A 25,237-nucleotide genomic window follows, 5' to 3' on the forward strand; every position below is an offset into this window, starting at 1 on the left:
CGGTTCGGGCCGCCCGCGACGCGCACGATCCACCCGGCCGTCTCGATGTCGGTCAGGTGCCGTTGCACGTGCCGACGGCTCAGGCCCGAGTCGTCCGCGAGGGTGGTCAGGGACGGCCAGCAGATGAACCGGCCGTCCTTCAGCTCCGCCCGGTCAGCCAGCGCCCACGCGACAGCGTGCAGCCGATGCGGGAGCTTCGCGCCCTCCGATCGGTGGATCGCGTTCGACCACTCGTAGCCCGTGGTCGGGTGTCGGTGGGCGCTGGCGGCCGTCACTCGCCGGCCTCCCGTAGTCGCTCAGCGCATGGCGTCTCCCTCGTGCAGGCCCACACCCGCTGGGGGCGGCCGGGCCGACGACGGGAGTCCGTCCACCCGACGTGCGCGATCCGGCGCTGATCCGACACCCGATGGAACAGGGCGCCCAGCACCGAGGGGTGATCGTCGAGCCACTCGCTCGTCTCGGTGCCCACGTGGTCGTGGAGGTCGTCGGCGGTGAACGTGCGCCCCGTGCCGCTGAGCGTGTCCAGGGCCTCCCTGGCGGCGTTCAGGTACCCGATGCCCAGGACTGTGGTGGCGGCGGCCTCAGCGGCGCTCTCGCCGTCCCCGCGGTCGCGCTTGGTCACGTTGCCTCCCGCAGCTTCTCGGGCCCGTCGATCGCGTCGCACTCGTCGGCGAGGATCCGCATCGATTCCGCCAGCGCGCGGGCGTCCTTCGCGAGCAGGGACCAAGGTCCGAACTCGATCCGCGTTCCGAGCCCCGACTGGTACACCGCCGTCCCTGCGATCCACTGGAACTCGTCCTGTCCGTCGTGGCACAGCTGGTGCCAGTGCCGCTCAAGGAACCGCCGCTCGCAGCCGTCAATCGTCGGGTGCGCGGGGTCCTCGGGGAGCTCGTCCCACTTCGCGGGGATCGGGGCGTGCGGCGGCCGCGGGGCCTCCCAGAATCGGTTCGTCACGGCTACACCTCCTCTCGGGCGGCGTCGACGAGGAGCAGCAGCGCGCGGGCAGTGGCCGCGGCCTCATCGAGCGACAGCACGAACCGTGCACGATCGTGGTGCGGCACCGGCTCCCCGTCTCGGTAGAAGCCCAGGCGGGCCAGCCGAATTCCGGGCTCCCGATTGCCCCCCGCCATCTGAACCAGGCTGGCCGACACGTACGCCGCCTTGAAACCGCCCTCGTCGGTCTTCTGCCCATACGACCGGCTGAGCGGGATCTTCAGCGGCGTGCTGGTCCACTGCACGTCGAACTTCGAGATCGCCTTGCTGCCGCGCTCACCGAGGTGATCCCGCGACGGATCGGACCAGTGCGGGCGGTTCTCCTCCAGCCACGGATGCTGCGCCCCAGGTTCGACCTCGATCTGTGGGTCGTACTCGGCGCGGAACCGATCGAGGGCCTTGAGTGCCGGGCTGTCGTCGGCTGGCGGGTGCGCGGCCGCCTCCCGGGCGGCGGCGTCGAGGATCGCGACGAGCTGCGTGCGGCGGTCAGGGTGCTTCTCCCGCGCCACGGCGGCGATCCGGGCCAGCTGGGCGGGAGTGAACTCCGACTCGGGCAGCATCTCGAGGAGCTGGTCCTCGACGGCCGCGACGGTGCGGAACTGGATCGGCTCGTCGAGCTGGACGAGGGCGGTAGACTCGGTCATGATCGGTTCTCCTTCTGGGTGTTCTGGTCGTTGCCCTCGGTGGTCTTCTTGGTGGGAGAGGCCGAGGGCTTCGTGCTGAGTAGGGGCGTGTTGTCGTCCTCGATCAGGCCGAGGTCGCAGTGGTGTTCCTGGGGGCGGTTGAAGTCCGTCTCAGGCGGTCTCCTGCTCGCTCCGAGCGGAGATCCAGCGCTCGACGACGTCGACGTCGTACAGGATCTTCCGCTTGCCGAGTACGACGGCCGCGGGTCCCGTGCCGCACTGGCGCCAGTAGCGCCACGTGTTCACGGAGATTCCGTAGCGCTCCTCGAGTTGCTTCGCAGACAGCAGGGTCCGTGTGGTGGTGGGGTACGTCATGAGGGAGGTCCTTACGGGAGTGGACACGTAACGTGTTCGAGCGCGAACACGTGTTATGTCTAGCACGGAGTGTGTTTCGTGGCAAGCACGTGATGTGTGCACACGTGGCGTGTTGTAGGCGGGTGGCTGAGTGTGTCATCGTTGGGCATGGCGACTAGCGACGAACGGTTTGGAGCTGCGGTGCGGCGGCGCCGCGACGAGCTGGGGCTCTCACGCAATCAGCTCGCGGTGATTGCACAGGACTCCGGTCTGACCAACTTTCATCCGACGACGATTGCTCGCGTCGAATCGGGTGAACGCGCAGTGAAGCTCCACGAGGCGATGGCGCTTGCGTCGATACTGAACACGACGCTCGAGCGTCTCACCGTCGACAACGAGAGCCATGCGACCGAGGTTGCGGACATCGAAGACCAGCAGGGCGTAGTAGAAGGTCTCGCTCCCGAAATCGCCGACGTTGTAGGGCGATTCGAAGCCGAGCAGCGGAAGCTCTCCGCCATGCTGTCGGGGCTTTCTCCAAGCGCGCGGGTGCTGCTCACGCCAGAGCGCCTCGAGGACATCGACTACTGGGCCAATCACGCAGATCCAACCGACGCGCTCGACTACGGGAATTCGATCCGTACGGCGGCACAGTGGAGACGAGACCATGAGCCAGCAGAGGAGGAATAGGCGCGCTGGCGTCGAGGACCGCTGGCGCAGGGCCGACGGCACGCCCAGCGCGAAGGCCGGTAAGGGCTCGCGCTGGCGCGCCCGCTACGTCGACGCAGGCGGTGGTGAGCACGAGAAGCTATTCGCCCGGAAGGTCGACGCGCAGAAGTGGCTCGACGGCCAGACCGCGGCAATCGTCGGCGGCACCCACATCGCGCCCCGCGACGCCGCCCTGACGTTCCACGAGTGGGCCGAGCAGTGGCTCGCCGGCTACGCCGTGAACCGGAAGTCGACCCTGCGGCAGGCCAAGAGCCACGTGAAGCGGATCGAGGAGACGTTCGGCGACACGCCGATCCGCGACATCCGGCCGTCGTCGGTCAAGACCTGGGTCGCGGCCCTGCAGCGCGAGGGCATGGCGGCCTCGACGGTGCACGCCTACCACTCGCGGCTACGCCGGATCCTCGACGACGCCGTCCACGACGGCTACCTGCCGCGCAACCCGTGCTCGAAGCGCACCGCCCCGCCGATGGGAAAGACCAAGGTGTACGTCGCGACCACCGAGCAGGTGTGGGCGGTCGCCGACGCGGTGCCGGCGCACTACCGGGCCGCGGTGCTGCTCGGCGCGTTCGCCGGATTGCGCGTCTCCGAGGCCGTCGCGGTACGGACCCACGAGGACGTCGACTTCATCCGCGGGATCGTGCACCCGCGCGAGCAGTGGACCGCCGACGACCCGCGGTCACCGCTCAAGACCGAGGGCAGCGAGGCGGCCGTGCCGATCCCGAACGAGCTCACGCTCGAGCTGGCCGCATCGGTGAAGCGCTGGCCGGGGGAGACGCTCGTGACCGACGGCGCGACGGGCGCGCGGGTCGGGCCGTGGCGCATCGAGGCGGCGATCCGCGACGCTCGCAGCACCGTCGAGGGGCTGCCTGAGACGTTCGTCTTCCACGACCTGCGGCACTACTTCGCGAGCGCGCTGATTGCCGGGGGAGCGGACATCAAGACCGTGCAGGCCCGGCTGCGGCACGCGAAGGCCAGCACCACGCTCGACGTGTACGGGCACCTGTTCCCCGATGCAGACGAGTCGACCCGCGCCGTGATCGCTGGGATCTTCAAGGCGCGGGCCGACTCGTTGCGGACTGCTGCGGGCCAACTGCGGGCCACCGACCAGGAATGACCTGGTCAGCGGCCCGGAGAGGTCACACGTCGTAGTAGAGCTCGAACTCGTACGGGTGCGGGCGGAGGTTCACGGGGGCGATCTCCACGTCGCGCTTGTACTGGATCCAGGTCTCGATGAGGTCCTCGGTGAACACGCCGCCGGCGGTGAGGTACTCGTGGTCCCCCTCGAGGCGGTCGATCACGGCCGGGAGCGAGGTCGGGGCCTGCGGGATGCCCTTGGCCTCCTCGGGCGGCAGCTCGTAGAGGTCCTTGTCGACCGGGGCGTGCGGCTCGATCTTGTTCTTGATGCCGTCCAGGCCGGCCATCATCATGGCGGCGAAGGCCAGGTACGGGTTGCCCGAGGAGTCGGGGCAACGGAACTCGATGCGCTTGGCCTTCGGGTTGTTGCCCGTGATCGGGATACGCACACAGGCCGAGCGGTTGCGCTGGCTGTACACCAGGTTGATCGGGGCCTCGTAGCCCGGAACCAGGCGCTTGTACGAGTTGATCGTCGGGTTGGTGAACGCGAGCAGCGACGGGGCGTGGTGCAGGATGCCGCCGATGTAGTAGCGCGCGATGTCCGACAGGCCGCCGTAGCCGGCCTCGTCGTAGAACAGCGGCTTGCCGTCCTTCCACAGCGACTGGTGGGCGTGCATGCCCGAGCCGTTGTCGCCGAACAGCGGCTTCGGCATGAACGTGACGGTCTTGCCCTCCTGCCACGCCGTGTTCTTCACGATGTACTTGAACAGCTGGACGTCGTCGGCGGCGTGCAGCAGCGTGTCGAACTTGTAGTTGATCTCGGCCTGGCCGCCGGTGCCGACCTCGTGGTGGCCGCGCTCGAGCGTGAAGCCGGCGTTCTGCAGGTTCGTGGAGATCTTGTCGCGCAGGTCGACGTAGTGGTCGTACGGGGCGACGGGGAAGTAACCGCCCTTGTTGCGGACCTTGTAGCCGCGGTTCGGGGAGCCGTCCTCCTCGATCGCCCGGCCGGTGTTCCAGGAGCCGGAGATCGAGTCGACCTCGTAGAAGGAACCGTTGATGTTCGAGTCGTAGGAGACCGAGTCGAAGATGTAGAACTCGGCCTCGGCGCCGAAGAAGCAGGTGTCGGCGATACCCGTGCTGAGCAGGTACTCCTCCGCCTTGCGCGCGATGTTGCGCGGGTCGCGGGTGTAGGCCTCGCGGGTGAACGGGTCGTGGACGAAGAACGAGACGTTCATGGTCTTCGCGGCGCGGAAGGGATCGATGCGCGCCGTCGTGACGTCGGGCAGCAGCATCATGTCCGACTCGTCGATCGACTGGAAGCCGCGGATCGACGATCCGTCGAACGCCAGGCCGTCCTCGAAGACGCTCTCGTCGAACGCCGCGGCGGGGATGCTGAAGTGCTGCATCGTGCCGGGCAGATCGCAGAAGCGGATGTCGACGTACTCGACGTTCTCCTTCTTCAGGTAGTCGAGAAGTTCCTCTTTGGTAGTGAACACCTGTTACTTGCTCCTTCGTCGTCCGGCGGTGACGTTCACGGTCGTACCGTTTTGCACCACCACCGAGGTTACGAGAATGAACGGTATGGACGGGGTGTTGCCCGAGAACTAACGCAATGTTTCAACGGTGTTACACATCGCGGGCCGTCCGCGGGACGGTGGAATCGGACTCCCACGTACCCTGGGACCATGCGTCGAGAAACGGGATCATGGCTGTCCGGTGCGTCCGCGGCACTGCCGGAGGGCTCCCACGGTGAGTACCGCGGGCAGGCGCTGGGATTGCCCCGGGACGGTGCCGGGGCGGCCGCCGGATCGGGACGCCGCGTCCTGGGACTGTTCCTGGACTGGGTGCCGTCCGCACTCATCGCGGTCGCGATCGTCGGCCCCGGTCGGGTCTTCGCGGGGGAGCCCACGGCGTTCGACACGCTCGCGCTGGGGATCTGGTTCGCCGTCGGCGTGCTCTCGGTGACCCTCTTCGGCTTCACTCCCGGTCAGTATTTCGCGGGCCTGCGGGTCGCCCGGATCGAGGACCCGCGGATGCGCGTGGGCATCGTCCGCGCGCTCGCTCGCAACCTGCTCATCGTCTTCATCGTGCCGCCGCTCATCCAGGACGTGGACGGCCGCGGCATGCAGGACCGGGCCACCGGCACCGTCGTCGTCAAGGCCCGCTGACGGCCCGGCGATAGCACTCGGGGCCCGCCGTGGCGGGCCCCGAGATCGGTATCAGTTGGATCCGGTCTTACGCCGGACCGTGCGCTGCACGCTGCGCATCTTGGCGCCCTGCGGCAGAGGGCCGCGCGGCATCTGCGCGCCGCCGGTGCGCGTGGACAGCGCCGCGAGGCGGCCCTCCAACTCGTCGATCTTCTTGCCGCTGATGTTCGACGGGAGCTTGTTCAGGGAGCGCTGCAGCTTCCGCAGCGGGACCTGGCCCTCCTCGTTGCCCACGGTGAACTCGTAGATCGGCGTCTGGCCCACGACGCGCGCGGTCTTCTTCTTCTCCTGCGCGAGCAGGCCCTTGATCCGCCCCTCGTTGCCCTCGGCCACGAGGATCACGCCCGGCTTGCCGATCACGCGGTGCACGGCGTCGGCGTGGGTCGTGCGGGCGACGGCCTGCGTCACGCGCCACGAGCCGCGCATGTTGTCGAGCGCCCAGCCGGCCGCACCGACCTGACCCTCGTTCTTCGTGTACACACTGCGCTCGAGGCGGCGGGTGAACACGATGAACGCGCCGAGCGCGCCGAGCAGCACGCCGAGGATGAGGAACATCCACCACGAGCCGGCGAAGTAGCCGACCACCAGTGAGAGCGCCACGGCGAAGATGAAGACGCCGACCATGATCGGAATCAGCGCCTTGTCTTCCTTGCGCTGCATCTGGAACGCCTGCCACATCTGCTTGCGGCGTTCCTTCGACGCGGCCTTCCGTGCCCGCTTCGCCTCGGCCTTCTGCGCCTTGAGCTTGTCGGCCGCTGACTTGTCCTGTGCCATGTCTCCCAGCTTAATGTGCGATTACTACGCGCTGAACCGCTACTTGGCCGCGGCGGCCATGCGGCTCAGCACCGAGGTGGCCTCCTGTGCCGCGTCGCCCTCGGCGGTCAGGTGCGCCATGTTCGCCGGGATCGGCCGGCCGTGGTGCGCCATCGCCTTCGCGTAGAGCTTGCCCGCGCGGTACGACGAGCGGACCAGCGGTCCGGCCATGACGCCGGCGAAGCCCATCTCCTCGGCGGCCTGCGTGTGCTCGACGAACTCCTCGGGCTTGACCCACCGCTCGACGGGGTGATGCCGCGGCGACGGGCGCAGGTACTGGGTGATGGTGATGATGTCGCAGCCCGCGTCGTGCAGGTCGCGCATCGCCGCGGTCACCTCCTCGGGCGTCTCGCCCATGCCGAGGATGAGGTTGGACTTGGTGACCAGACCGAAGTCGCGCGCCTGCCGGATCACGTCGAGCGAGCGCTCGTAGCGGAACGCGGGGCGGATGCGCTTGAAGATGCGCGGCACCGTCTCCAGGTTGTGGGCCAGCACCTCGGGACGCGACTCGAACACCTCGGCCAGCAGCTCGGGCTTGCCGTGGAAGTCCGGGATCAGGTTCTCGACGCCCGTGTTCGGGTTGAGCTTGTGAATCTGCCGGACCGTCTCGGCGTACAGCCACACGCCCTCGTCGGGCAGGTCGTCGCGCGCGACGCCCGTGATGGTGGAGTACCGCAGACCCATCGCCTGCACCGACTCGGCGACGCGGCGCGGTTCGTCCCGGTCCAGCTCCGCCGGCTTGCCCGTGTCGATCTGGCAGAAGTCGCAGCGGCGGGTGCACTGCTCGCCACCGATCAGGAAGGTGGCCTCGCGGTCCTCCCAGCACTCGTAGATGTTGGGGCAGCCCGCCTCCTCGCACACCGTGTGGAGGCCCTCGCGCTTGACGAGGCCCTTGAGCTCGGTGAATTCAGGGCCCATCTTCGCGCGCGTGCGGATCCAGTTCGGCTTGCGCTCGATCGGGGTCTGCGCGTTGCGGACCTCGAGGCGGAGTAGCTTGCGGGGGTTCTCCGGGGTACTCACCCCGTCCATGCTACGCCCGGTCCCGCAGGTCGACGGTGGCGCGGGTCACGCCCGATCGCCCCTGATTGTTCGATCATCTAATGTGGCTCCGGCAGGAGGTGCGGCGATGGCGCAGGGGAGGACCCCGTGGGGCACGTTCGGCGTGCTCTACCTGGTGTTCTTCCTCATGGGCGCCGAGATGAACCTCGTCGCCCCGCTGCTGCCGGACATCGCCCGGTCGTTCGGCGCGTCGACCGGGGCCGCGGGCAACGTCGTCACAGCCTACGTGCTCTGCTACGCCGTCACCGGGCCGCTGTTCGGGCGCCTCTCGGACCGGCTCGCGCGCAGGCACGCCATCGCCGTGGGCATGGCGGTCTTCGCCGTGGCCGACGTCCTGAGCTACATCGCGCCGTCGCTGCCGCTGCTCGTCGCGGCCCGCGCGCTCTCGGGGCTCGGAGCCGCCCTCGGTGCACCGTCGATCTGGGCCTACCTCGCCGAGTACGCCGCGCCCGCCCAGCGCGGCCGGGCGGTCTCCCTGGGCGCCGCCGCGTATGCGGGCGGACAGGTGCTCGGCGTCCCGCTCGGCGCATTCCTCGCGCACGGCCTCGGGTGGCGGGCGCCGTACCTGTTGATCGGTGTGCCGATGCTCGTGGTCGCCGCGGTGACGGCGCTGCGCCTGCCGTCCGCGGGCCCGAGCGACCCGCGGCCGGACCGGGGCGGCTTGTTCGCGCCGTGGCGCGACCGCCGGATCGCGCTGGCCTTCACGTCGTCCCTTCTGCTCCAGGCCGGAAGGCTCGGCGCGTACACCTACGTGGGCGTACTCCTCTCGCAGCGGTTCGGTTACGGCCTCACCGCGCTGGGCATGATCGGCCTCGTCGTCGGCATCGGCTCGATGACGGGCTCCGTGGCGACGGGCGCACTCGTCGACCGCCTCGCCCGGCGCGGCGTGCACCCCGCGTGGGTGCCCGCGGGCGCCGCGCTCGTCGTCGCCGCGGGCGTTGCCACGGCCACCACGGCGACCGCCCCGGCGGTGGTGATCGCGGCGATCGCCGTGTGGTGCGCGGGCGGCGGCGCCTTCTTCTCGGCGCAGCAGACGTACCTGTCGTCCGTCGACCCCGACAACCGCGCCGCCGTGCTCGGCTGGAACAACGCGTGCACCAACGCCGGGATCGCGGCGGGCACCTCGGTGCTGGGCGCCGTGGCCGTGGGCGGCCCCTGGTTCGCCGCGGCGGCCACGGGTTTCGCCGTGGCCGCGGCGGTCCTCTGCTTCGCCTCGGTCCGCCTCGGCGCCGCACCCGGTCGCGGCCGCACCGCGGGCGGCGATCCCGTCACGGCTTCGAGGGCCACCACACCCGGTCCCCGAGCGCGGTGATCGCCGCCGGTACGAAGACGGTGCGCACCACCACGATGTCGATCAGCAGGCCGATGCCGATGGTCGAGCCGATCTGCAGCAGGTTGATCACGCTGCCGCTCATGAGCGCGAACATCGTGATGGCGAAGACCAGCCCGGCGGTGGTGATGACGCTGCCCGTCGTGCCGAACGCGCGGAGCACGCCGCGCACCGTCGAATCCCCGGCGGCCTCCTCGCGGATGCGGTCGGCGAACAGCATGCTGTAGTCCGCGCCCACCGCGACCAGCGCCATGAAGGCGATGGGCAGCACCGACCAGTCGACGGGGATGCCCAGGCCGTGCTGCCAGAGCAGGACCGACGCGCCCGCGGCCGCCGCGAACGACAGCACGACGGTGGCGACCATGAGCGCCGCCGCGATCACCGCGCGGAGCAGCACCAACAGCACCAGGAAGACGCCGGCCACCGCGACCAACCCGAAGAGCAGGAAATCGCGCAGCACCTGCTCGCGCATCTGCGCCGAGATCGAGGCCAGGCCGAAACCGTCCATCGTCGCGGACTCGAGCACGGTGCCGTGCGCCGCCGCCCGCGCGGCGTCGGGGATCGACGCCGCCGTGTTGAGGGCCTCGTCCGAGTACGGGTTGATGCCCCACACCACGAGCATGCGGGCGGACCTGCCGTCGGGCGACAGGAGCACCCGCGAGCCGTCGACGAAGCGGTCGGACTGCAGGCCCTGGGCGGGCAGGTAGAAGCCGCGGCCCGGTCCCTCCGTGGTGCCGGCGCTGAGCCCGGTCAGGTAGTCCGTCGCCGTGCCGAGGCCCTCCTGGAGGCGGCCCGTCATCTCGACCACCTGGTCGGTGCCCGTCTTGACCTGCCCGAGGCCCGTGCTGAGCTGTGCGAGGCCGGTCGACAACTGGGTCACGCCCGCGTTGAGCTCGGCGAGCTGTGCCTTCATCTGCTCGGGACTGAGCCCTCCGAGCCCCGCGAGCAGCCCCTGCAGGCGGGCGAGTGCATCGTCGGCCTGGGCGAGGGCCGTCGCGGCGCGGTCCGTCGTGCCGGCGGGCAGTACGACGGTCGCCGCGCGCACCGCCGCCGACGCCCGTCCGGACGTGGCGCGGTCGAGTTCCGTGAACGCACGACGCGCGGCGGTGCAGTTCGCGTCGGCGGCGCACGACGGGGAGGCGGGGCCGATCAGCGGTCCGAAGACCTCGCCGATCCCGGCCGCGGACTGCTGCCGTTGCGCGGTCCGCACCGCGTCGGCGGCGGTGGTCAGGGTGGCGACCGCGCTGCGCAGGAGTGCGGTCGCACCGTTCACGTCGACGGTGCCGCCGCTCGCGGTCGCGAGCGCCTGCTGCGCGGAGGTCAGCGCGTCCAGCACACCCGACGCGAGCCCGGTCACCCGCTGGGTTCCGGCGACGAGCTCCGGGACCCGCCGCGACGCCTCGCTCGCGCCCGCATTGAGCTGATCCACGCCGGAAGCGAGGGCCTTGAGCTGCGGCGAGGCCTCCTTGAGCTGACGGTTCGCGTCGCCCAGGCCGTTCGCCACCTGCTGCGTCTGGTAGCCGACGGCCGACTCGGGGATCGGCTCACCGTCGGGGCGGGTGATCGATCGGACGTACGCGACCTGCGGCAGGTTCGACACCCCGATCGCGATGGACTCGAGCGCCGCCAGGTCGTGCGTGTTCCGCATGTCGTGATCGGCGCGGATCAGCAGGAACTCGGGGACCGCCTCGTTGACGCCCCAGTGCTCCATGACCGTCTCGTAGCCGTTGCGGGAGTCGGTGGCCCGCAGTTGCATCCGGTTCTCGTCGAAGCCGATGACCATGCTCGGGAGCACCGCCGCGGCGGCGATCAGCACCACGAGTGCGGCGGCGGACAGCGGCACCGCGCGGCGCATGACCCGGGCACCCGTGCGACGCCAGCGCTTCTCCGTGCCGGGCCGGGGTTCGACCCAGCCGCGCGCGCCGAGGTACCGCAGGAGAGCGGGCGGCAGAGTGAGGGCGATGAGGCAGGTGACGGCGATCGAGATCGTCGTCGGGAGGCCCGCGGTGACGAAGATGCCGACCTTGCAGAAGATCATCGCGCCGCTCGCCACGGCGATGGTGAGGGCCGACGCCACGATGATGCGTCCCACCCGGGTCGAGGCGGCGACCGCGGACTCATCGGACGGGAGCCCGGCCCGGCGCGCCTCGTGGTAGCCCGCGACGGCGAAGATCGCGTAGTCGGTGGCGGCGCCCAGCACCATCGCGGTCATGATCGCGATGGAGAAGTTGGACACGGGGATCACCTCGTGCTCGCCGAGCAGCGAGACGATGGGCCGCGCGACCGCGAGCGAGAGCCCGATGGTGAGCAGCGGGACCAGAGCCGCGCCGATCGAGCGGTAGGTGATCAGCAGCAGCGCCATGATGAGCACCACCGAGACCGCGGTGATGATGAGCAGCGAGGCGTCGATCGCCGTGAACAGGTCCGAGAGCGTGGGCGCGGTGCCGGTGAACTCGACGGTGGTGCCCGCCGGTGCCGGGATCGAGCGGATGGTCTCCCGGATGGCCTCGGTACTCGACTGCGCCCGGGTCGAGCCGATGTCGCCGACCTCGGCGACGAGCAGGTTGATGGCCTTGCCGTCGGGGCTCAGGCCCACCTCGCGGGCGGCCGGCCTGCCGAAGGTGTCGATGACGTAGGCGACGTGCTCCTTGTCGGCCTGCAGCGCGGCCGTGAGGGCGCGGTAGTACTGCTCCTGCTCGGGGCCGATCCTCCCCTCGGCCGCGACGATGACGTTGCCCTGCGCGGTGGACGACGGGGTGCCGAACTCCTCCGCCATCGCGCGCAGTCCGTCGACGCCGGGCAGATCCCCGGGGATGAACGGCGCGGAGTGCTTGTGGACCGTGACCTCCAGCTGCGGCACCGCGACGTTGAGGACGCCGGCCAGGCCGACCCAGAACAGCAGGATCCAGGCCGCGTTGCGCACGCAGAGCCGTCCGAGTCGCGCGAAGAAGGGCGGCTTCGCTGTGCAATTACGATGGGCGTCGATCACGGTCACCTTCCGGTCCGCCGGAGCACGTCCGGCCGTGGTCCAAAAATCGAACTGGACTGATAGGTGTGAACCGTATCTCTATCGGCGAGGCGCGCCTAGTGCCTTCCGGTGTGGGTTCCGACGCAGAGCGGTAGGTGGAGTGACGTGGGTCACAACGAGGGTGAGGTGGAGCGCCCGCTGCCCGGGCGGCCCGTCCGCGGATCGGACACCGGGCGGCCGATGATGGCCGCGCTCGATCTCTTCGGCAGGCGGTGGGCCCTGCGGATCGTGTGGGAACTGCGATTCGGGAAGTCCCGGTTCTCCGACCTGCGCAATGACATCGAGGGCATCTCGTCCAGCACGCTCTCGCAGCGCCTGTCCGAGCTCACCGCGGCGCACATCGTGACGCAGACGTCCGACGGCGCCTACCGTCTCAGCTACCAGGGCAAGGCGCTGCTGCTCGCCCTGGGGCCGCTCGAACTGTGGGCCAAGGCGTGGGCCAAGGCCGTCCGGGAGGACGCCGAGGAGGACCCTGCCGATCAGGCGTGATCGGCCGCGTGCAGCGTCGCGTCGGTGACGGGGAGGTCGCCGTCGAGCGCGCGCTGCACGGCGTCCACGACGGCGTCCCGCACCTCGCCGACGGTGACGTCGCGGCCCAGTTCGGAGCTCAGCGTCGTCACCCCCGCGTCGGGGATGCCGCACGGGATGATCGCGTCGAAGCCGCCGAGCGTGTTGTCGCAGTTGAGCGCGAAGCCGTGCAGGGTGACACCGCGCGCCACCCGGATGCCGATCGCGGCCACCTTGCGCTCGGGGCGCGCACCGTCGGCGGGGAACCAGACGCCCGAGCGGCCCTCGACCCTCCCCACCGAGAGCCCGAGGCCCTGACAGACCTCGATGAGGGCCTGCTCGATCCGGCGCACGTAGTCGACGACATCCATCGCGGAGCCGAGCTTGATGATCGGGTAGCCGACGAGCTGGCCCGGTCCGTGCCAGGTGATCTTGCCGCCCCGGTCGACGTCGATGACGGTGCTGCCGTCCCGCGGCAGATCCTGCGGCTCGGTCCGCTTGCCCGCGGTGAAGGTGGGCGGGTGCTCGAGGAGGAGGAGGCGGTCGCCGATGGCTCCGTCGGCGCGCTGGTTCGCGAGATCGTGCTGGAGGTCGAACGCCTCCTGGTAACCGATGGTGCCGAGGTCCTCGACCACGATCGGGGAGGAATCGGCGCGGGCGGAGCGTGCGGGCATGACCTCGACGCTACGCCTCGTCCGCCAGCGCCGCGGCGAGTGCCGCGGGAAGCGTGGTGTGCGCGAACCGGAACCCGCTGTCGTGCAGGACCCGGGGGACCGCGCGCTGGGACGTGAGGAGGCTCTCGTCGGCGACCTCGCCGACGGCGGCGCGCAGCGCGAACCGCGGCACCACCCACCGCGCCGGGCGACTCACCGCCCGGCCGAGTGCCTCGCTGAAGGCCTGCTGCCGCACCGGCGCGGGCGCGACGATGTTGACGGGGCCGGTGACGGCACCGTCGAGCACGTGGAGGACCGCGCGGGCGGCGTCGTCGCGCGAGATCCACGACATCCACTGGTGGCCGCTGCCGAGCCTGCCGCCCAGGCCCAGGCGGTAGATCCGGCGCAGCACCGGCACCAGGCCGCCGGCCGCGGAGAGGACGTGCCCGAAACGCAGGTGCGCGACCCGCACGCCGGCGGCCCGCGCCGGGTCGGCGGCCGCCTCCCACTCGACGCACAGGCTCGCGAGGAAGCCGGAGCCGGGCGGTGTGCCGTTCGGCCCGTCGACGCACTCGATCTCCCCGGCATCGCCGTAGACGCCGATCGCGCTCGCGCTCAGGAACACCGGCACGCCGGCGCGTGCGGCCGCCTCGGCCAGGGCCGCGACCGGTTCGATGCGGGAGTCGCGCAGGTCCTGCTTCACCGCGCCGGTCCAGCGCCGGCCCGCGATGGGGGATCCGTTGAGGACGATCACCGCGTCGAAGCCGGCGAGATCGGGAGCCTCGCCGCGCGCCGGATCCCACGGGATCCCGCGTGCGGAATCGTCCCGAACGAGCGGAACGACGGTGTCGCCCCGCCGCGTCAGCGCTCTCGACACCGCAGTGCCGATGAGCCCCGACGATCCGGCGAGGGCGACCCGTCGTTCCATGAGATCGGGCGGTTCCTTCGGTTACAGGCCCAGATCCGCCTCGAACGCGCCCTCCTCGAGACGGTGCTTGACCGTCGTGAGGAAGCGGCCCGCGTCGGCACCGTCGATGAGGCGGTGGTCGTAGGTCAGCGGGAGGAAGGCCATCGGGTGGATGCCGATGGACTCGGTGCCCGCCGCGTCCTTGACCACGACCGGGCGCTTGACGATCGCGCCGGTGCCCAGCATCGCCGCCTGCGGCGGGACGAGGATCGGGGTGTCGAACAGCGCGCCCTCACTACCGATGTTGGTGATGGTGAACGTGCCGCCGGACAGCTCGTCGGGCTTGAGGCCGCTGCCCCGGGTGCGCTCGGCCAGGTCCGCGATGGCGCGGGCCAGACCGGCCAGCGACAGGTCGTCGGCGTTCTTGATCACCGGCGACAGCAGCCCCTGCGGCGTGTCCACGGCGATGCCCAGGTTCACCCCACCGTGGTAGGTGATCTCCTTGAAGTCGTCGCTGATCGACGCGTTGATGTTCGGATGCACCTTGAGCGCCTCGATGACCGCCTTCGCGATGAAGGGCAGGTACGTGAGGTTGACGCCCTCGTTCGCCTTGAACGCGGCCTTGGCCTGCGCTCGCAGCGCCACGATCCGGCTGAAGTCCACCTCGAACACCTGGGTGAGCTGCGCGGAACCCTGCAGCGACTCGCGCGTGACCTTCGCGGTGATCTGGCGGATGCGGTTGGTCTTCTGCGAGGTGCCGCGGAGGGCGGCCAGCTCCGGGCGGGCGCCCTTCGGAGCCGACGGTGCCGCCGGGGCGGCGGCCGCGGGAGCGGCCGGCGCAGCCGGGGCGGGTGCCTTGGCCGCCTCGGCTGCGGCGAGCACGTCCTGCTTGCGGATGCGGCCGCCGACGCCGGTGCCCTTCACCGAGTTCAGGTCGACGTTGTTCTCCGCGGCCAGCTTGCGCACCAGCGGGGTGACGTAGGGCGTCGAATCCGACGACGATGCGGCCGGAGTAGCGGGAGCGGCAGAGGCGGCCGGTGCGGCGGGGGCCGCCGGCGTCGCCGGAGCCGGCGCGGGGGTGGGCTCGGGAGCCGGCGCGGGCGCTGCCGGAGCCGGCGCGGGGGTGGGCTCGGGAGCCGGCGCGGGCGCTGCCGGAGCCGGCGCGGGGGTGGGCTCGGGGGCAGGTGCGGGTGCGGCGGGCGCGGACGGGGCGGCCGGAGCACCGGAGCCGACGATGGCGAGCACGCCGCCGACGGCGATCACGTCGTCCTCGTTGGCCTTGATCTCCAGGAGCGTGCCGGCGACGGGCGACGGGATCTCGGTGTCGACCTTGTCGGTCGAGACCTCGAGCAGCGGCTCGTCGACGGCGATCTCGTCGCCGACGGCCTTGAGCCAGCGGGTGACGGTGCCCTCGGTGACGGACTCGCCCAGCTCGGGCATCTTCACCTCGGTGCCGGACGTCGGTGCGGCGGGGGCGGGTTCAGCGGGAGCGGCCGGAGCCGCGGGAGCGGCCGGCTCGGCCGGAGCCGCGGCCTCGGGAGCCGGCGCGGGTTCGGCGGCGGGCGCGGGAGTGGATTCGGCGGGCGCGGACTCGCCGGCCTCGCCGATGGTGGCGAGGTCGCCGCCGACCTCCACGACGTCGTCCTCCTGCGCCAGGATCTTCAGCAGCACACCCGATGCCGGTGCGGGGATCTCGGTGTCGACCTTGTCGGTGGAGACCTCGAGCAGGGGCTCATCGACGGTGACGGTGTCGCCCTCCTGCTTGAGCCACCGGGTGACGGTGCCTTCGGTGACGCTCTCGCCGAGTGCCGGCATCTGGACGGAGAAGGCCATTTCCTCTGACTCCTCAGGTTCGGTTATCTGCTGTGATACGAGCTGAACGCGGGTTTCGGCTGGTGGCCTCCACCGACACCTGACCCTACCCTCAGGGGCCCGGTCCGCGCGGCGGTTGGGGGCTTACTCGCCGGTAACTCCCAGGGTGCGGGACGTCATCCCCGCTGCGCGATGTCGCGGAGCACCGCGAGCATCGTGCGGACCGGGACGCCCGTACCACCCTTGGTGATGTAGCCGAACGGGCCGCCCGTGTTGAACGCCGGGCCCGCGACGTCGATGTGCGCCCACTGCACCCCGTCGGCGACGAACTCCTTGAGGTAGACGCCGGCGGTGAGCATGCCGCCCCAGCGGTTCGGGCTCACGTTCGCCAGATCGGCGACGCGCGAGTTGATATCGGCGCGCAGCTCCTCCGGGAAGGGCATCGCCCAGCCGTTCTCGCCGACCGAGCGGGAGAGCTCCGCGACGCGGTCCCGGAAGGCGTCGGTCCCCATCACGCCGGGGGTACGGGTGCCGAGGGCGACCATCTGCGCGCCCGTGAGGGTCGCCGTGTCGATGAGGTAGTCGGGCTCGTCCTCGCAGGCGCGGACGATGGCGTCGGCGAGGATGAGACGGCCCTCGGCGTCGGTGTTGATGACCTCGACGGTGATGCCGCCCTTGCCGGCGCCCGGGTACTGGGTGAGCACGTCGCCGGGGCGCTGCGCGGTGTGCGACGGCATGTTCTCGGCCATCGGCACGGTCGCGGTCACGTCGACCGGCAGGCCCAGCTGCGCGGCCAGGATCACGGTCGCGATGACCGCCGCGGCGCCGCCCATGTCCGAGGTCATCTGCTCCATGCCCGCAGCCGGCTTGATGGAGATGCCGCCGGTGTCGAACGTGATGCCCTTGCCGACCAGCGCGACGTGCTTGGCGCCGTCGGCCCCGGAGACGTGGCGCAGCCGTACGAGCCGCGGCGGGCGGGAACTGCCCTGGCCGACCCCGACGATGCCGCCGTAGCCGTTCGCGGCGAGGTACTGCTCGTCGAAGACCTCGACCTGAAGGCCGGCCTCGGCGCCGAGGCGCTGCGCGCGGTCGGCGAACTCGCCGGGGGAGAGGACGTTCGGCGGGGTATTGACGAAATCGCGGGCCAGCGCCACCGCGCCGGCCGTGAGGCGCGCCTGCTCGACGGTGCCGCGGGCCTCGTCCGCGAGGGCCTCCGACGCGGGCGCCGAGAGCAGCGCGAGCGAACCGAGCACCTCCTTCTTCGGTGCGGACGTGGTGCGGAACTCGGCGAACCGGTACGAACCGAGGATCGCGCCCTCGACGGTGGCCGCCAGGTCGATCGTGGAGAGCGTGGTGGCCGCTGCGGCGACGCCCTCGAGCGCGCGGGCCGCGACGCCGGCGGCGCGGCGGACGGCCTCCGGGGTCACCGCCGCCTCGGTGCCGAGACCGACACCGAGCACCGTCGCCGCGCCGAGACCGGTCCCGGCCGGAACCGGGACGCGCACGGCCTCGCCGGCCTTGCCCTCGGCGCCGAGCAGCGCGAGCGCCTCGGCGATCGGTGTACGCGCCGCCTCCGGCACGCCCGCATCGACCGTGATCGCCGCCCCGTCGCCCTCCGCGGAGAACACGCCCACGATCAGCGCGTCGGTCGCCGCCGCGAGATCGTCGGTCAGCGTGATGGCGGGTCCGGTGAACGGCGTGCTCAAGGGGTTTCCTCTCGTCAGGGCGGCGGGTGTGCTTGCCTGTACGGATGTTACGCCTGGGACTCCGGGGCGCGCCGCCGCCCGGGGCTGCGGACTATGCGGCCGCGATGCCCGCGCCCGTCGTCGCGCACCTGATGGAGGCGCTCGCACGCGAGGGGCACCCGGTGGAGCTGTGGGCGGCGCGTGCCGGGATCCGCCGCGGGGAACCGGAGGCCGATCTCGAACTCGCCTTCCCGCAGGTGGTGCGCTTCCTCACCGAGGCGGTCCGCGCGCTCCCCGGCCGACCGCTCGGATTCGAGGCGGGCGTCCGGCCCCTCCTGCAGTCCTTCGGGATGCTGGGTGTGGCGGTGCAGACCGCCGACGACGTGGCGGGAGCCGTCGCCGCGGGACTGGAGTACCACCAGGCGGCGGGCAGCCTCGTCGACTTCGCCGTGGACGCGGACGCCGACCTCGTGGCCCTCACCGTGGTGCCGCGCTCGGCGGAACCGGAACTCCTGCCGTTCCTGTGCGAGGAGACGCTGCTCAGCGTGACGACTCTGCTGCGCTCGGCGCTCGGCGACGAACACTGGTCGCCGGCGGCGGTCGAACTGCCGTACCCGGCACCCGGCTACGCCGCCGAATACGGCGCCCGGTTCGGCTGCGCCGTGCGGTTCGACGCCCCCGCCGGCCGGATGACGGTGCCGCGGCGCCTGCTCGGCACACCGCTGCCCCGGCGCGAGCCGGCCGTGCACGCCGCCGCGCTGGCGGCCTGCCGTGCCATCACCGGGTCCACCGCGGAGGCGCGCGACCTCGATCACCTGTGGGCCGTCGAACAGTTACTCCGGGCGGACCTGCGCCGCCCGGTCACCATGGCCGGGGTCGCCCGACAGCTGAACACCACTGAGCGCACCCTGCGCCGGCACCTCGCGGACGCGGGGGAGTCGTTCCGGGCGATCCACGCCCGGGTCCGGCGCGAACGGGCCGAAGTGCTGCTGCGCACCACCGACCTGCCGGTGCGGGCCGTGGCCGAAGCGGTCGGTTTCGCCGACGCCCGCGACTTCCGGCGCGCCTTCACCCACTGGACGGGGAGCACTCCCGCCCAGGTCCGGGCCTCCGGGGAGAACCGGACGGACGAGGGGGGATCTGCGGTCACGCCGCGCTGAAGCACCCCCTCCGCACGTACGATCGGTGCTCATGACGGGGAACGGCACGGGCGAGACCACGACCGGAGCGGGCGCACTGGACCTGGCGGCGGCACCGTCGTCGCTCGACCGGGACTGGGAGATCGACCCCGCGTCCTACTGGGCCACGATCGACGCCGCGACCCACGGGCTCGACGCGCCGATCCTCGCCGCCGACCTCGATGCCCTGCGCTACAACGTCGCCGACATGCTGCGCCGCGCGGCGGGCAAGCCGATCCGCGTGGCCTCGAAGTCGATCCGCTCGCGGCCGGTGCTCGACGCGCTGCTGCGGGTGCCGGGGTACGCGGGCGTGCTCGCGTACGACGTCGCCGAGGCCCACTGGCTCGCGGCCGACGGCGTGGATCACGCCGGCGCCGCCCGCCCCGGCTGCACGGATGTGCTCGTGGCGTACCCCAGCGCCGACCTCGCGGCGATCGCCGCGCTGGCCGCCGACCCGGCCGCGACGATGCGGGTGACGCTGATGATCGACGACGCCGAGCAACTCGACCTCATCGACGCGGCCGTGCCGCCGAGTCGCCGTCCCGAACTGCGGGTCTGCATCGACGTCGACGCCTCGTACCACGCCCCCGCGCTGGGCGCGATCGGCGCGCGCCGATCGCCGGTCCGGACCCGCGCCCAGGCCTCGGTCCTCGCGGCGACGGTGGCGGGACGCAAGGGTTTCCGGCTCGTGGGCGTCATGACCTACGACGCCCAGATCGCGGGCGTCGGTGACCTGAGCATCCGCCGGCCCGGAGCCGGGGCGCTGCTGCGCACCATGCAGCGCGCCTCGTGGGACGAGCTGGTGGCGCGCCGCCGCGAGATCCTCACCGACCTGCGTCGCATCGCCGACCTCGAGTTCGTCAACGGCGGCGGCACCGGCTCGCTGGAGCGCAACGCCGAGGACCCGAACATCACCGACATCGCCGCGGGCAGCGGCCTGTACGGGCCGCACCTGTTCGACGGCTACTCCCACTTCCGGCCGGCGCCCGCGATGGGCTTCGGACTCGCCGTCGTCCGGCGTCCCGCACGGGACACCGTCACCTGCCACGGTGGTGGCTGGATCGCTTCCGGCGCGCCGGGCTCCGACCGGCTGCCGCGCCCCGTCTGGCCCGAGGGGTTGTCACTGACCGGCCGGGAGGGAGCGGGGGAGGTGCAGACACCGCTCACCGGGGACCGGGCCGACCGGATCTCGCTCGGCGACCGGGTGTGGTTCCGGCACACCAAGGCCGGGGAGCCGGCCGAACACGCTGACGACATCGTGATCGTCTCCGACGGTGCCGTGCACACCACGGTCCCGACCTACCGCGGCGAGGGGAAGTGCTTCCTGTGAACAAGTGGATTCCGGGCCTGGGCCAACTGACCGGCAAGGTCGGCGAGTGGCGCAACTGGGGACGCACCGCGTCGGCGTTCCCGTCCTACGTCTCGCGGCCGGCGAAGATCGAGGACGTGGTGCGCACCGTCGAGCGGGCGCGCGAGCGCGGCGGCACCGTCAAGGCCCTCGGCGCCGGGCATTCCTTCACCGCGATCTCCGCACCGCGCGACGTGGCGCTCGCGCCCGACCACCAGGGCGGTCTCGTCACCGTCGACGTGGACGCCAAGCGCGTGACCCTGCGCGCCGGCACGCGCCTCTACGACGTGCCCGCGCTGCTCGAGCCGTACGGTCTCGCGATGGCGAATCTCGGTGACATCGACCGGCAGACCATCGCCGGCGCGATCTCGACGGGCACGCACGGTACCGGTCTCGCCTTCGGCGGGATCGCCACCCAGGTGGTCGGGGCGACCCTGGTCTCGGGGACGGGGGAGGTGGTCACCCTCGGCGAGAACGATCCGCGGCTGAAGGCCGTGGCTCTCGGGCTCGGCGCGCTGGGGATCCTCGTCGAGGTCACGCTGCAGTGCGTGGACCGGTTCGTGCTCGAGGCCACTGAGGCGCCGATGGCGTTGGCGGAGACGGTCGACGGCTTCGTCGAGCGCGTGCGCGGAGTGGATCACTTCGAGTTCTTCTGGTTCCCGGGGACCGACGGCACGCTGACCAAGTCGCAGATCCGCCGGCCGGGCGACCACAAGCGCAAGCCGATCGGCGCGGTGCGGCGGTTCGTCGACGACAAGGTGGTCGGGACCGGCGCCCTGCTGGCCGTGTGCGAGGCGGGACGCGCGGTCCCGTCGCTGACGCCCCGGCTGGTCTCGCTCGCCACGTCGATGCTCTCCGAGCACACCGAGATCGACTACTCGACCAACGTGCTCACGACCGACCGTTCTGTGCGCTTCCGGGAGACGGAATGGGCGGTGCCCCTGGAGAACACGATGCCGGCGTTCGCCGCGCTCAAGGCCGCGACCGAGACGCACGACTGGAACCTGACCTTCCCGATCGAGGTGCGCGTCGCCGCCGCCGACGACCTCATGCTGTCGACGGCCTCGGGGCGGCAGTCCGGGTACATCGCCGCGCACCGGTACGTCCGCGACAGGCCCGGCGACTACTTCGCCGAGGTCGAGCGGATCATGATCGAGCACGGTGGGCGCCCGCACTGGGGCAAGATGCACACGCGCACCGCCGACTTCTTCCGCGAGGCCTATCCCCGGTTCGACGACTTCCTGGCCGTGCGGGACGAGCTCGACCCGGACCGCGTGTTCGCCAACGACCACCTGGACGCGGTGCTCGGCCGCTGACTCGTGCATGATTTCCGGCCATGAAGACTTTCGGCTGGACGCCGACCACTGACGGTGCGGGCGTGGTGGGGCCCGGAGAGCGGCTGAGCTGGCCCAAGACGTTCGGCATCGGCGTGCAGCACGTGGTGGCGATGTTCGGCTCCACGTTCCTGGTGCCGGTCCTGACCGGCTTCCCGCCGGCGACGACACTGCTGTTCTCCGGCGTCGGCACCCTGCTGTTCCTGGTGATCACCGGCAACCGGCTGCCCAGCTACCTCGGGTCGAGTTTCGCGGTGATCTCGCCGATCACCGCGGCGACCGCCTCGCAGGGCACGGGCAGCGCGCTGGGCGGCATCGTCGCCGTGGGGGCGCTGCTGATCCTGGTGGGCGGCGTGGTGCATCTCGTCGGCACCGCGTGGATCGAGAAGCTGATGCCGCCCGTCGTGACGGGCGCGATCGTCGCGCTGATCGGCCTCAACCTGGCCCCGGCGGCGAAGGCGAATTACGAGAAGGCCGCCGTGACGGCCACGATCACGCTGGTGTGCCTCATCCTGTCCCTCGCGCTGTTCAAGGGCATGCTCGGCCGGCTCGCGATCTTCACCTCGGTGCTGATCGGGTACGTGGTCGCCTGGATCCGGGGCGAGGTCGATTTCTCGAAGGTCGCGGCGGCGTCGTGGGTCGGCTTCCCGGAGTTCCACGCCCCGTCGTTCTCGTGGGCCGTTCTGCCCATGTTCCTGCCCGTGGTGCTCGTGCTCGTGGCGGAGAACGTCGGGCACGTGCGGTCCGTCGCGCAGATGACCGGGGAGGACTACGACCCGGTGATGGGGCGTGCGCTCGCCTCCGACGGGCTCGCGACGGTGCTCGCCGGCGCCGGCGGCGGATCGGCCACCACGACCTACGCGGAGAACATCGGCGTCATGGCCGCGACCCGCGTGTACTCGACGGCCGCGTACTGGGTGGCGGGCGTCGCCGCGATCCTGCTCGGCATGTCGCCGAAGGTCGGCGCCGTGATCGCGTCGATCCCGCCCGGCGTGCTCGGCGGCATCACGACCGCGCTCTACGGCCTCGTCGGCATCCTCGGCGTGCGGATCTGGGTGGAGGCGCGCGTGGACTTCTCGCAGCCGATCAACCAGCTGACCGCGGCCGTGCCCCTCATCATCGGCATCGCCGACTTCACCTGGTCCGTCGGCGACGTGACCTTCACCGGTATCGCGCTCGGTTCCGTCGCCGCGATCGTGATCTACCAGGGGATGCGGCTGTTGGGCCGATCCGGCAGCGCGGCCCTGGACTAGAGTGCCGGGCATGAGTGAGACGCTGATCGAAGGCCCCCTGAACGCCGTGCACACCGAGCTGGGGGCGGCGTTCGCGCCGTTCGGCGGCTGGTCGATGCCCGTCAAGTACGCGGGGACCGTCGGCGAGCACACCGCCGTCCGCGAGGCCGTGGGGATCTTCGACGTCAGCCATCTCGGCAAGGCCACCGTCGCCGGGCCGGGCGCCAAGGACTTCGTCAACCGCGTGCTCACCGCCGACCTCGGCAAGATCCATCCCGGCAAGGCCCAGTACACCCTGTGCACCAACGAATCCGGCGGCGTGATCGACGACCTCATCGTGTACTACGTCTCCGACGACGAGCTGTTCCTCGTGCCCAACGCCGCGAACACCGCCGCGGTCGTCGCGCACCTGCGCGAGCGCGCACCCGAGGGCATCACCGTCACCGACCAGCACCGCGACTACGCGGTGCTGGCCGTGCAGGGCCCGAAGTCCGCCGAGGTGCTGCAGGCCGTCGGGCTGCCCACCGACATGGAGTACATGGCCTACCAGGACGCCTCCCTGAACGGGACGCCCGTGCGCGTCTGCCGCACCGGCTACACCGGCGAGCACGGTTACGAGCTGATCCCCGCGTGGGGCGACGCCGAGACGGTCTTCCGGGCGCTGCTGCCCGAGATCACGGCGCGCGACGGCCAGCCCGCCGGCCTCGGCGCCCGCGACACCCTGCGCACCGAGATGGGCTACCCGCTGCACGGGCACGAGCTCACCGTCGACATCACGCCCGTCCAGGCGCGCGCGGGCTGGGCCGTCGGCTGGAAGAAGCCCGAGTTCGTCGGCCGCGAGGCCCTGCTGGCCGAGAAGGAGGCCGGCCCCGCGCGTCGACTGTGGGGGCTCCGTGCCACCGGCAAGGGCGTGCTGCGCGCCGACCTGACGGTCCTCGGTGCCGATGGCGAGCCGATCGGCACCACCACGTCGGGCACCTTCAGTCCCACGCTCAAGACCGGAATCGCCTTGGCGCTCATCGATTCCACGGCGGGCGTGGAGAAGGGCACCGTCGTCAGCGTGGACGTGCGCGGCCGTGCGATCGAGTGCGAAGTGACCCTGCCGCCGTTCGTCGAGGCGAACACCAAGTAGCTCCGCAGAGGCCCCGGAAAAATACTCGGGGTTCCTACTGATTGGTACGGCCCGCGCCCGCGCGCGCGGGTCGTAGAATCAGATCCCATGACAACTGGCACGGCCTTCGCCCTCACCCGCAACGACCACCCCCGCTCTGCGGCTGAGCGCTCCGAGATCCTGGCGAACCCGGGATTCGGCAGGTACTTCACCGACCACATGATCTCGCTCCGCTGGAACGAGCAGCAGGGCTGGCACGCGCCCGAGGTGCTGCCCTACGGCCCGATCCCCATGGAGCCGTCGGCGTCGGTGCTGCACTACGCGCAGGAGATCTTCGAGGGCCTCAAGGCCTACCGCCAGCCCGACGGTTCCGTCGCCACGTTCCGGCCCGAGGCCAACGCCGCACGCTTCCAGCGCTCCGCTGAGCGGCTCGCGATCCCGCCGCTGCCCGAGGACGTCTTCGTCGAGTCGCTCAAGCAGCTCGTCGCGATCGACGGCGAGTGGGTGCCCGCCGCGGGCGGCGAGGAGGCCCTGTACTTCCGGCCGTTCATCTTCGCCGACGAGGAGACCCTCGGCGTCAAGCCGTCGAACAGCTACCGGTTCCTGGTGATCGCCTCGCCCGCGGGCGCCTACTTCCCGGGCGGCGTGAAGCCCGTCTCCGTGTGGCTCTCCCGCGAGTACGTGCGCGCCGCTCCCGGCGGCACCGGTTTCGCGAAGTGCGGCGGCAACTACGCCGCCTCCCTCGTCGCGCAGGCCCAGGCCGCGCAGCAGGGCTGCGACCAGGTCGTGTGGCTCGACGCCATCGAGCACGAGGCGATCGAGGAGATGGGCGGCATGAACCTGTTCTTCGTCCTCGGCTCCGGCTCGTCGGCCCGGATCGTCACCCCGGAGCTGTCCGGTTCACTGCTGCCCGGTGTCACCCGTAGCTCGCTCCTCCAGCTCGCGCGCGACGCGGGCTTCGAGACCGAAGAGCGCCGCATCACCGTCGACGAGCTCAAGGAGGGCGTCGCCTCCGGTGCCATCACCGAGGTCTTCGCCTGCGGTACCGCCGCCGTCATCACGCCCGTCGGCCGGGTCAAGGGCGCCCAGGAGGACTTCACCATCGGTGACGGCCAGCCGGGCGAGATCACCATGGCCCTGCGCGAGACCCTCACCGGTATCCAGCGCGGCACCGTGCCCGACACGCACGGCTGGATGCACACGCTCGGCTGATTCGCCCGCCTGACGCCCGCGGCCCGCACCGATTCGGTGCGGGTCGTTCGC

The 25,237-nt window shown here is 71.3% G+C and carries 23 protein-coding genes and 1 pseudogene; 11 read left to right on the forward strand and 13 right to left on the reverse strand.

The features are described from left to right. Nucleotides 1–86: 86 nt before the first annotated feature. The 5 genes and pseudogenes from ELY19_RS24135 to ELY19_RS16105 form a co-directional block, all read right to left on the reverse strand. Nucleotides 87–275, reverse strand: a pseudogene (locus tag ELY19_RS24135) (hypothetical protein); the annotation flags it as partial. Then, the gene (locus ELY19_RS16090) at nt 272–622 is read right to left on the reverse strand and encodes a hypothetical protein (protein WP_126197123.1); all 351 of its coding nucleotides are present in this window, start codon (nt 620–622) and stop codon (nt 272–274) included. The gene ELY19_RS16090 and the pseudogene ELY19_RS24135, both read right to left, overlap by 4 nt. After that, nucleotides 619–954, reverse strand: a complete 336-nt coding sequence (locus tag ELY19_RS16095; RefSeq protein WP_126197124.1) for a hypothetical protein — start codon at nt 952–954, stop codon at nt 619–621. Before ELY19_RS16095 ends, ELY19_RS16090 begins: the two co-directional genes overlap by 4 nt. A gap of 2 nt (nt 955–956) precedes the next feature. Further along, nucleotides 957–1,637 carry a hypothetical protein gene (locus ELY19_RS16100; RefSeq protein WP_126197125.1) on the reverse strand — a complete coding sequence of 227 codons (681 nt, stop codon included), beginning with the start codon at nt 1,635–1,637 and terminating at the stop codon, nt 957–959. A gap of 150 nt (nt 1,638–1,787) precedes the next feature. Beyond that, nucleotides 1,788–1,991, reverse strand: coding sequence for a helix-turn-helix transcriptional regulator (locus tag ELY19_RS16105; RefSeq protein WP_126197126.1), 204 nt, complete (start codon nt 1,989–1,991; stop codon nt 1,788–1,790). Between the two features lie 147 nt (nt 1,992–2,138). Between ELY19_RS16105 and ELY19_RS16110 the strand changes: the two genes are divergently transcribed. Both ELY19_RS16110 and ELY19_RS16115 read left to right on the forward strand, forming a co-directional pair. Continuing rightward, entirely contained in the window at nt 2,139–2,657 is a 519-nt protein-coding gene (locus ELY19_RS16110) for a helix-turn-helix domain-containing protein (RefSeq protein WP_126197127.1), read from the forward strand. Next, nucleotides 2,635–3,810, forward strand: coding sequence for a tyrosine-type recombinase/integrase (locus ELY19_RS16115; protein WP_126197128.1), 1,176 nt, complete (start codon nt 2,635–2,637; stop codon nt 3,808–3,810). The genes ELY19_RS16110 and ELY19_RS16115 overlap by 23 nt, the downstream gene beginning before the upstream one ends. A gap of 22 nt (nt 3,811–3,832) precedes the next feature. Here ELY19_RS16115 and glnA read toward each other — a convergent pair whose 3' ends face one another. Continuing rightward, entirely contained in the window at nt 3,833–5,266 is a 1,434-nt protein-coding gene (glnA, locus tag ELY19_RS16120) for a type I glutamate--ammonia ligase (RefSeq protein WP_126197129.1), read from the reverse strand. Nucleotides 5,267–5,455: 189 nt separating this feature from the next. On the opposite strand from glnA, the gene ELY19_RS16125 reads away from it, so the two are divergent. Then, nucleotides 5,456–5,938, forward strand: a complete 483-nt coding sequence (locus ELY19_RS16125) for an RDD family protein (RefSeq protein ID WP_126197130.1) — start codon at nt 5,456–5,458, stop codon at nt 5,936–5,938. A gap of 51 nt (nt 5,939–5,989) precedes the next feature. Here ELY19_RS16125 and ELY19_RS16130 read toward each other — a convergent pair whose 3' ends face one another. Both ELY19_RS16130 and lipA read right to left on the reverse strand, forming a co-directional pair. Then, the gene (locus ELY19_RS16130) at nt 5,990–6,751 is read right to left on the reverse strand and encodes a DUF4191 domain-containing protein (RefSeq protein WP_126197131.1); all 762 of its coding nucleotides are present in this window, start codon (nt 6,749–6,751) and stop codon (nt 5,990–5,992) included. Between the two features lie 39 nt (nt 6,752–6,790). Next, the gene (gene lipA, locus ELY19_RS16135; RefSeq protein WP_126197132.1) at nt 6,791–7,819 is read right to left on the reverse strand and encodes a lipoyl synthase; all 1,029 of its coding nucleotides are present in this window, start codon (nt 7,817–7,819) and stop codon (nt 6,791–6,793) included. A gap of 97 nt (nt 7,820–7,916) precedes the next feature. Between lipA and ELY19_RS16140 the strand changes: the two genes are divergently transcribed. Further along, nucleotides 7,917–9,161, forward strand: coding sequence for an MFS transporter (locus tag ELY19_RS16140; protein ID WP_126197133.1), 1,245 nt, complete (start codon nt 7,917–7,919; stop codon nt 9,159–9,161). On the opposite strand, the gene ELY19_RS16145 is transcribed toward ELY19_RS16140, so the two are convergent. Beyond that, nucleotides 9,118–12,102: an MMPL family transporter gene (locus ELY19_RS16145; protein WP_227966882.1), complete on the reverse strand. Its 2,985-nt coding sequence runs from the start codon at nt 12,100–12,102 to the stop codon at nt 9,118–9,120. The genes ELY19_RS16140 and ELY19_RS16145 overlap by 44 nt on opposite strands. 210 nt (nt 12,103–12,312) lie before the next feature. On the opposite strand from ELY19_RS16145, the gene ELY19_RS16150 reads away from it, so the two are divergent. Continuing rightward, the gene (locus ELY19_RS16150) at nt 12,313–12,696 is read left to right on the forward strand and encodes a winged helix-turn-helix transcriptional regulator (protein ID WP_227966883.1); all 384 of its coding nucleotides are present in this window, start codon (nt 12,313–12,315) and stop codon (nt 12,694–12,696) included. Here ELY19_RS16150 and lipB read toward each other — a convergent pair. From lipB to ELY19_RS16170, 4 genes are all read right to left on the reverse strand, one after another. Next, nucleotides 12,687–13,388: a lipoyl(octanoyl) transferase LipB gene (gene lipB / locus ELY19_RS16155; RefSeq protein ID WP_126197134.1), complete on the reverse strand. Its 702-nt coding sequence runs from the start codon at nt 13,386–13,388 to the stop codon at nt 12,687–12,689. The two genes, ELY19_RS16150 and lipB, sit on opposite strands and share 10 nt — an antisense overlap. Nucleotides 13,389–13,398: 10 nt before the next feature. Continuing rightward, entirely contained in the window at nt 13,399–14,295 is an 897-nt protein-coding gene (locus tag ELY19_RS16160) for a TIGR01777 family oxidoreductase (protein ID WP_126197135.1), read from the reverse strand. 21 nt (nt 14,296–14,316) lie between these two features. Then, the gene (gene sucB, locus ELY19_RS16165; protein ID WP_126197136.1) at nt 14,317–16,107 is read right to left on the reverse strand and encodes a 2-oxoglutarate dehydrogenase, E2 component, dihydrolipoamide succinyltransferase; all 1,791 of its coding nucleotides are present in this window, start codon (nt 16,105–16,107) and stop codon (nt 14,317–14,319) included. A gap of 155 nt (nt 16,108–16,262) precedes the next feature. Beyond that, nucleotides 16,263–17,792: a leucyl aminopeptidase gene (locus ELY19_RS16170; RefSeq protein WP_126197137.1), complete on the reverse strand. Its 1,530-nt coding sequence runs from the start codon at nt 17,790–17,792 to the stop codon at nt 16,263–16,265. Nucleotides 17,793–17,896: 104 nt separating this feature from the next. On the opposite strand from ELY19_RS16170, the gene ELY19_RS16175 reads away from it, so the two are divergent. The 6 genes from ELY19_RS16175 to ELY19_RS16200 all read left to right on the forward strand — a co-directional run bounded on the left by ELY19_RS16175 (nt 17,897) and on the right by ELY19_RS16200 (nt 25,186). Next, nucleotides 17,897–18,931, forward strand: coding sequence for an AraC family transcriptional regulator (locus ELY19_RS16175; RefSeq protein WP_164711624.1), 1,035 nt, complete (start codon nt 17,897–17,899; stop codon nt 18,929–18,931). A gap of 31 nt (nt 18,932–18,962) precedes the next feature. Then, entirely contained in the window at nt 18,963–20,279 is a 1,317-nt protein-coding gene (locus tag ELY19_RS16180) for an alanine racemase (RefSeq protein WP_126197139.1), read from the forward strand. Further along, complete coding sequence (locus tag ELY19_RS16185; RefSeq protein WP_126197140.1) at nt 20,276–21,613, forward strand: D-arabinono-1,4-lactone oxidase; 1,338 nt, start codon at nt 20,276–20,278, stop codon at nt 21,611–21,613. Before ELY19_RS16180 ends, ELY19_RS16185 begins: the two co-directional genes overlap by 4 nt. A gap of 20 nt (nt 21,614–21,633) precedes the next feature. Beyond that, a complete protein-coding gene (locus ELY19_RS16190) occupies nt 21,634–22,884 on the forward strand; it encodes a uracil-xanthine permease family protein (protein ID WP_126197141.1) in 1,251 nt (416 codons plus the stop codon). 10 nt (nt 22,885–22,894) lie between these two features. Further along, nucleotides 22,895–23,995: a glycine cleavage system aminomethyltransferase GcvT gene (gene gcvT, locus ELY19_RS16195; RefSeq protein ID WP_126197142.1), complete on the forward strand. Its 1,101-nt coding sequence runs from the start codon at nt 22,895–22,897 to the stop codon at nt 23,993–23,995. Between the two features lie 87 nt (nt 23,996–24,082). After that, on the forward strand, nt 24,083–25,186 hold the full coding sequence (locus tag ELY19_RS16200; RefSeq protein ID WP_126197143.1) for a branched-chain amino acid aminotransferase: 1,104 nt from the start codon (nt 24,083–24,085) through the stop codon (nt 25,184–25,186). Nucleotides 25,187–25,237 lie beyond the last annotated feature (51 nt).

Source organism: Tsukamurella paurometabola (assembly GCF_900631615.1).
Classification (GTDB): domain Bacteria; phylum Actinomycetota; class Actinomycetes; order Mycobacteriales; family Mycobacteriaceae; genus Tsukamurella; species Tsukamurella paurometabola_A.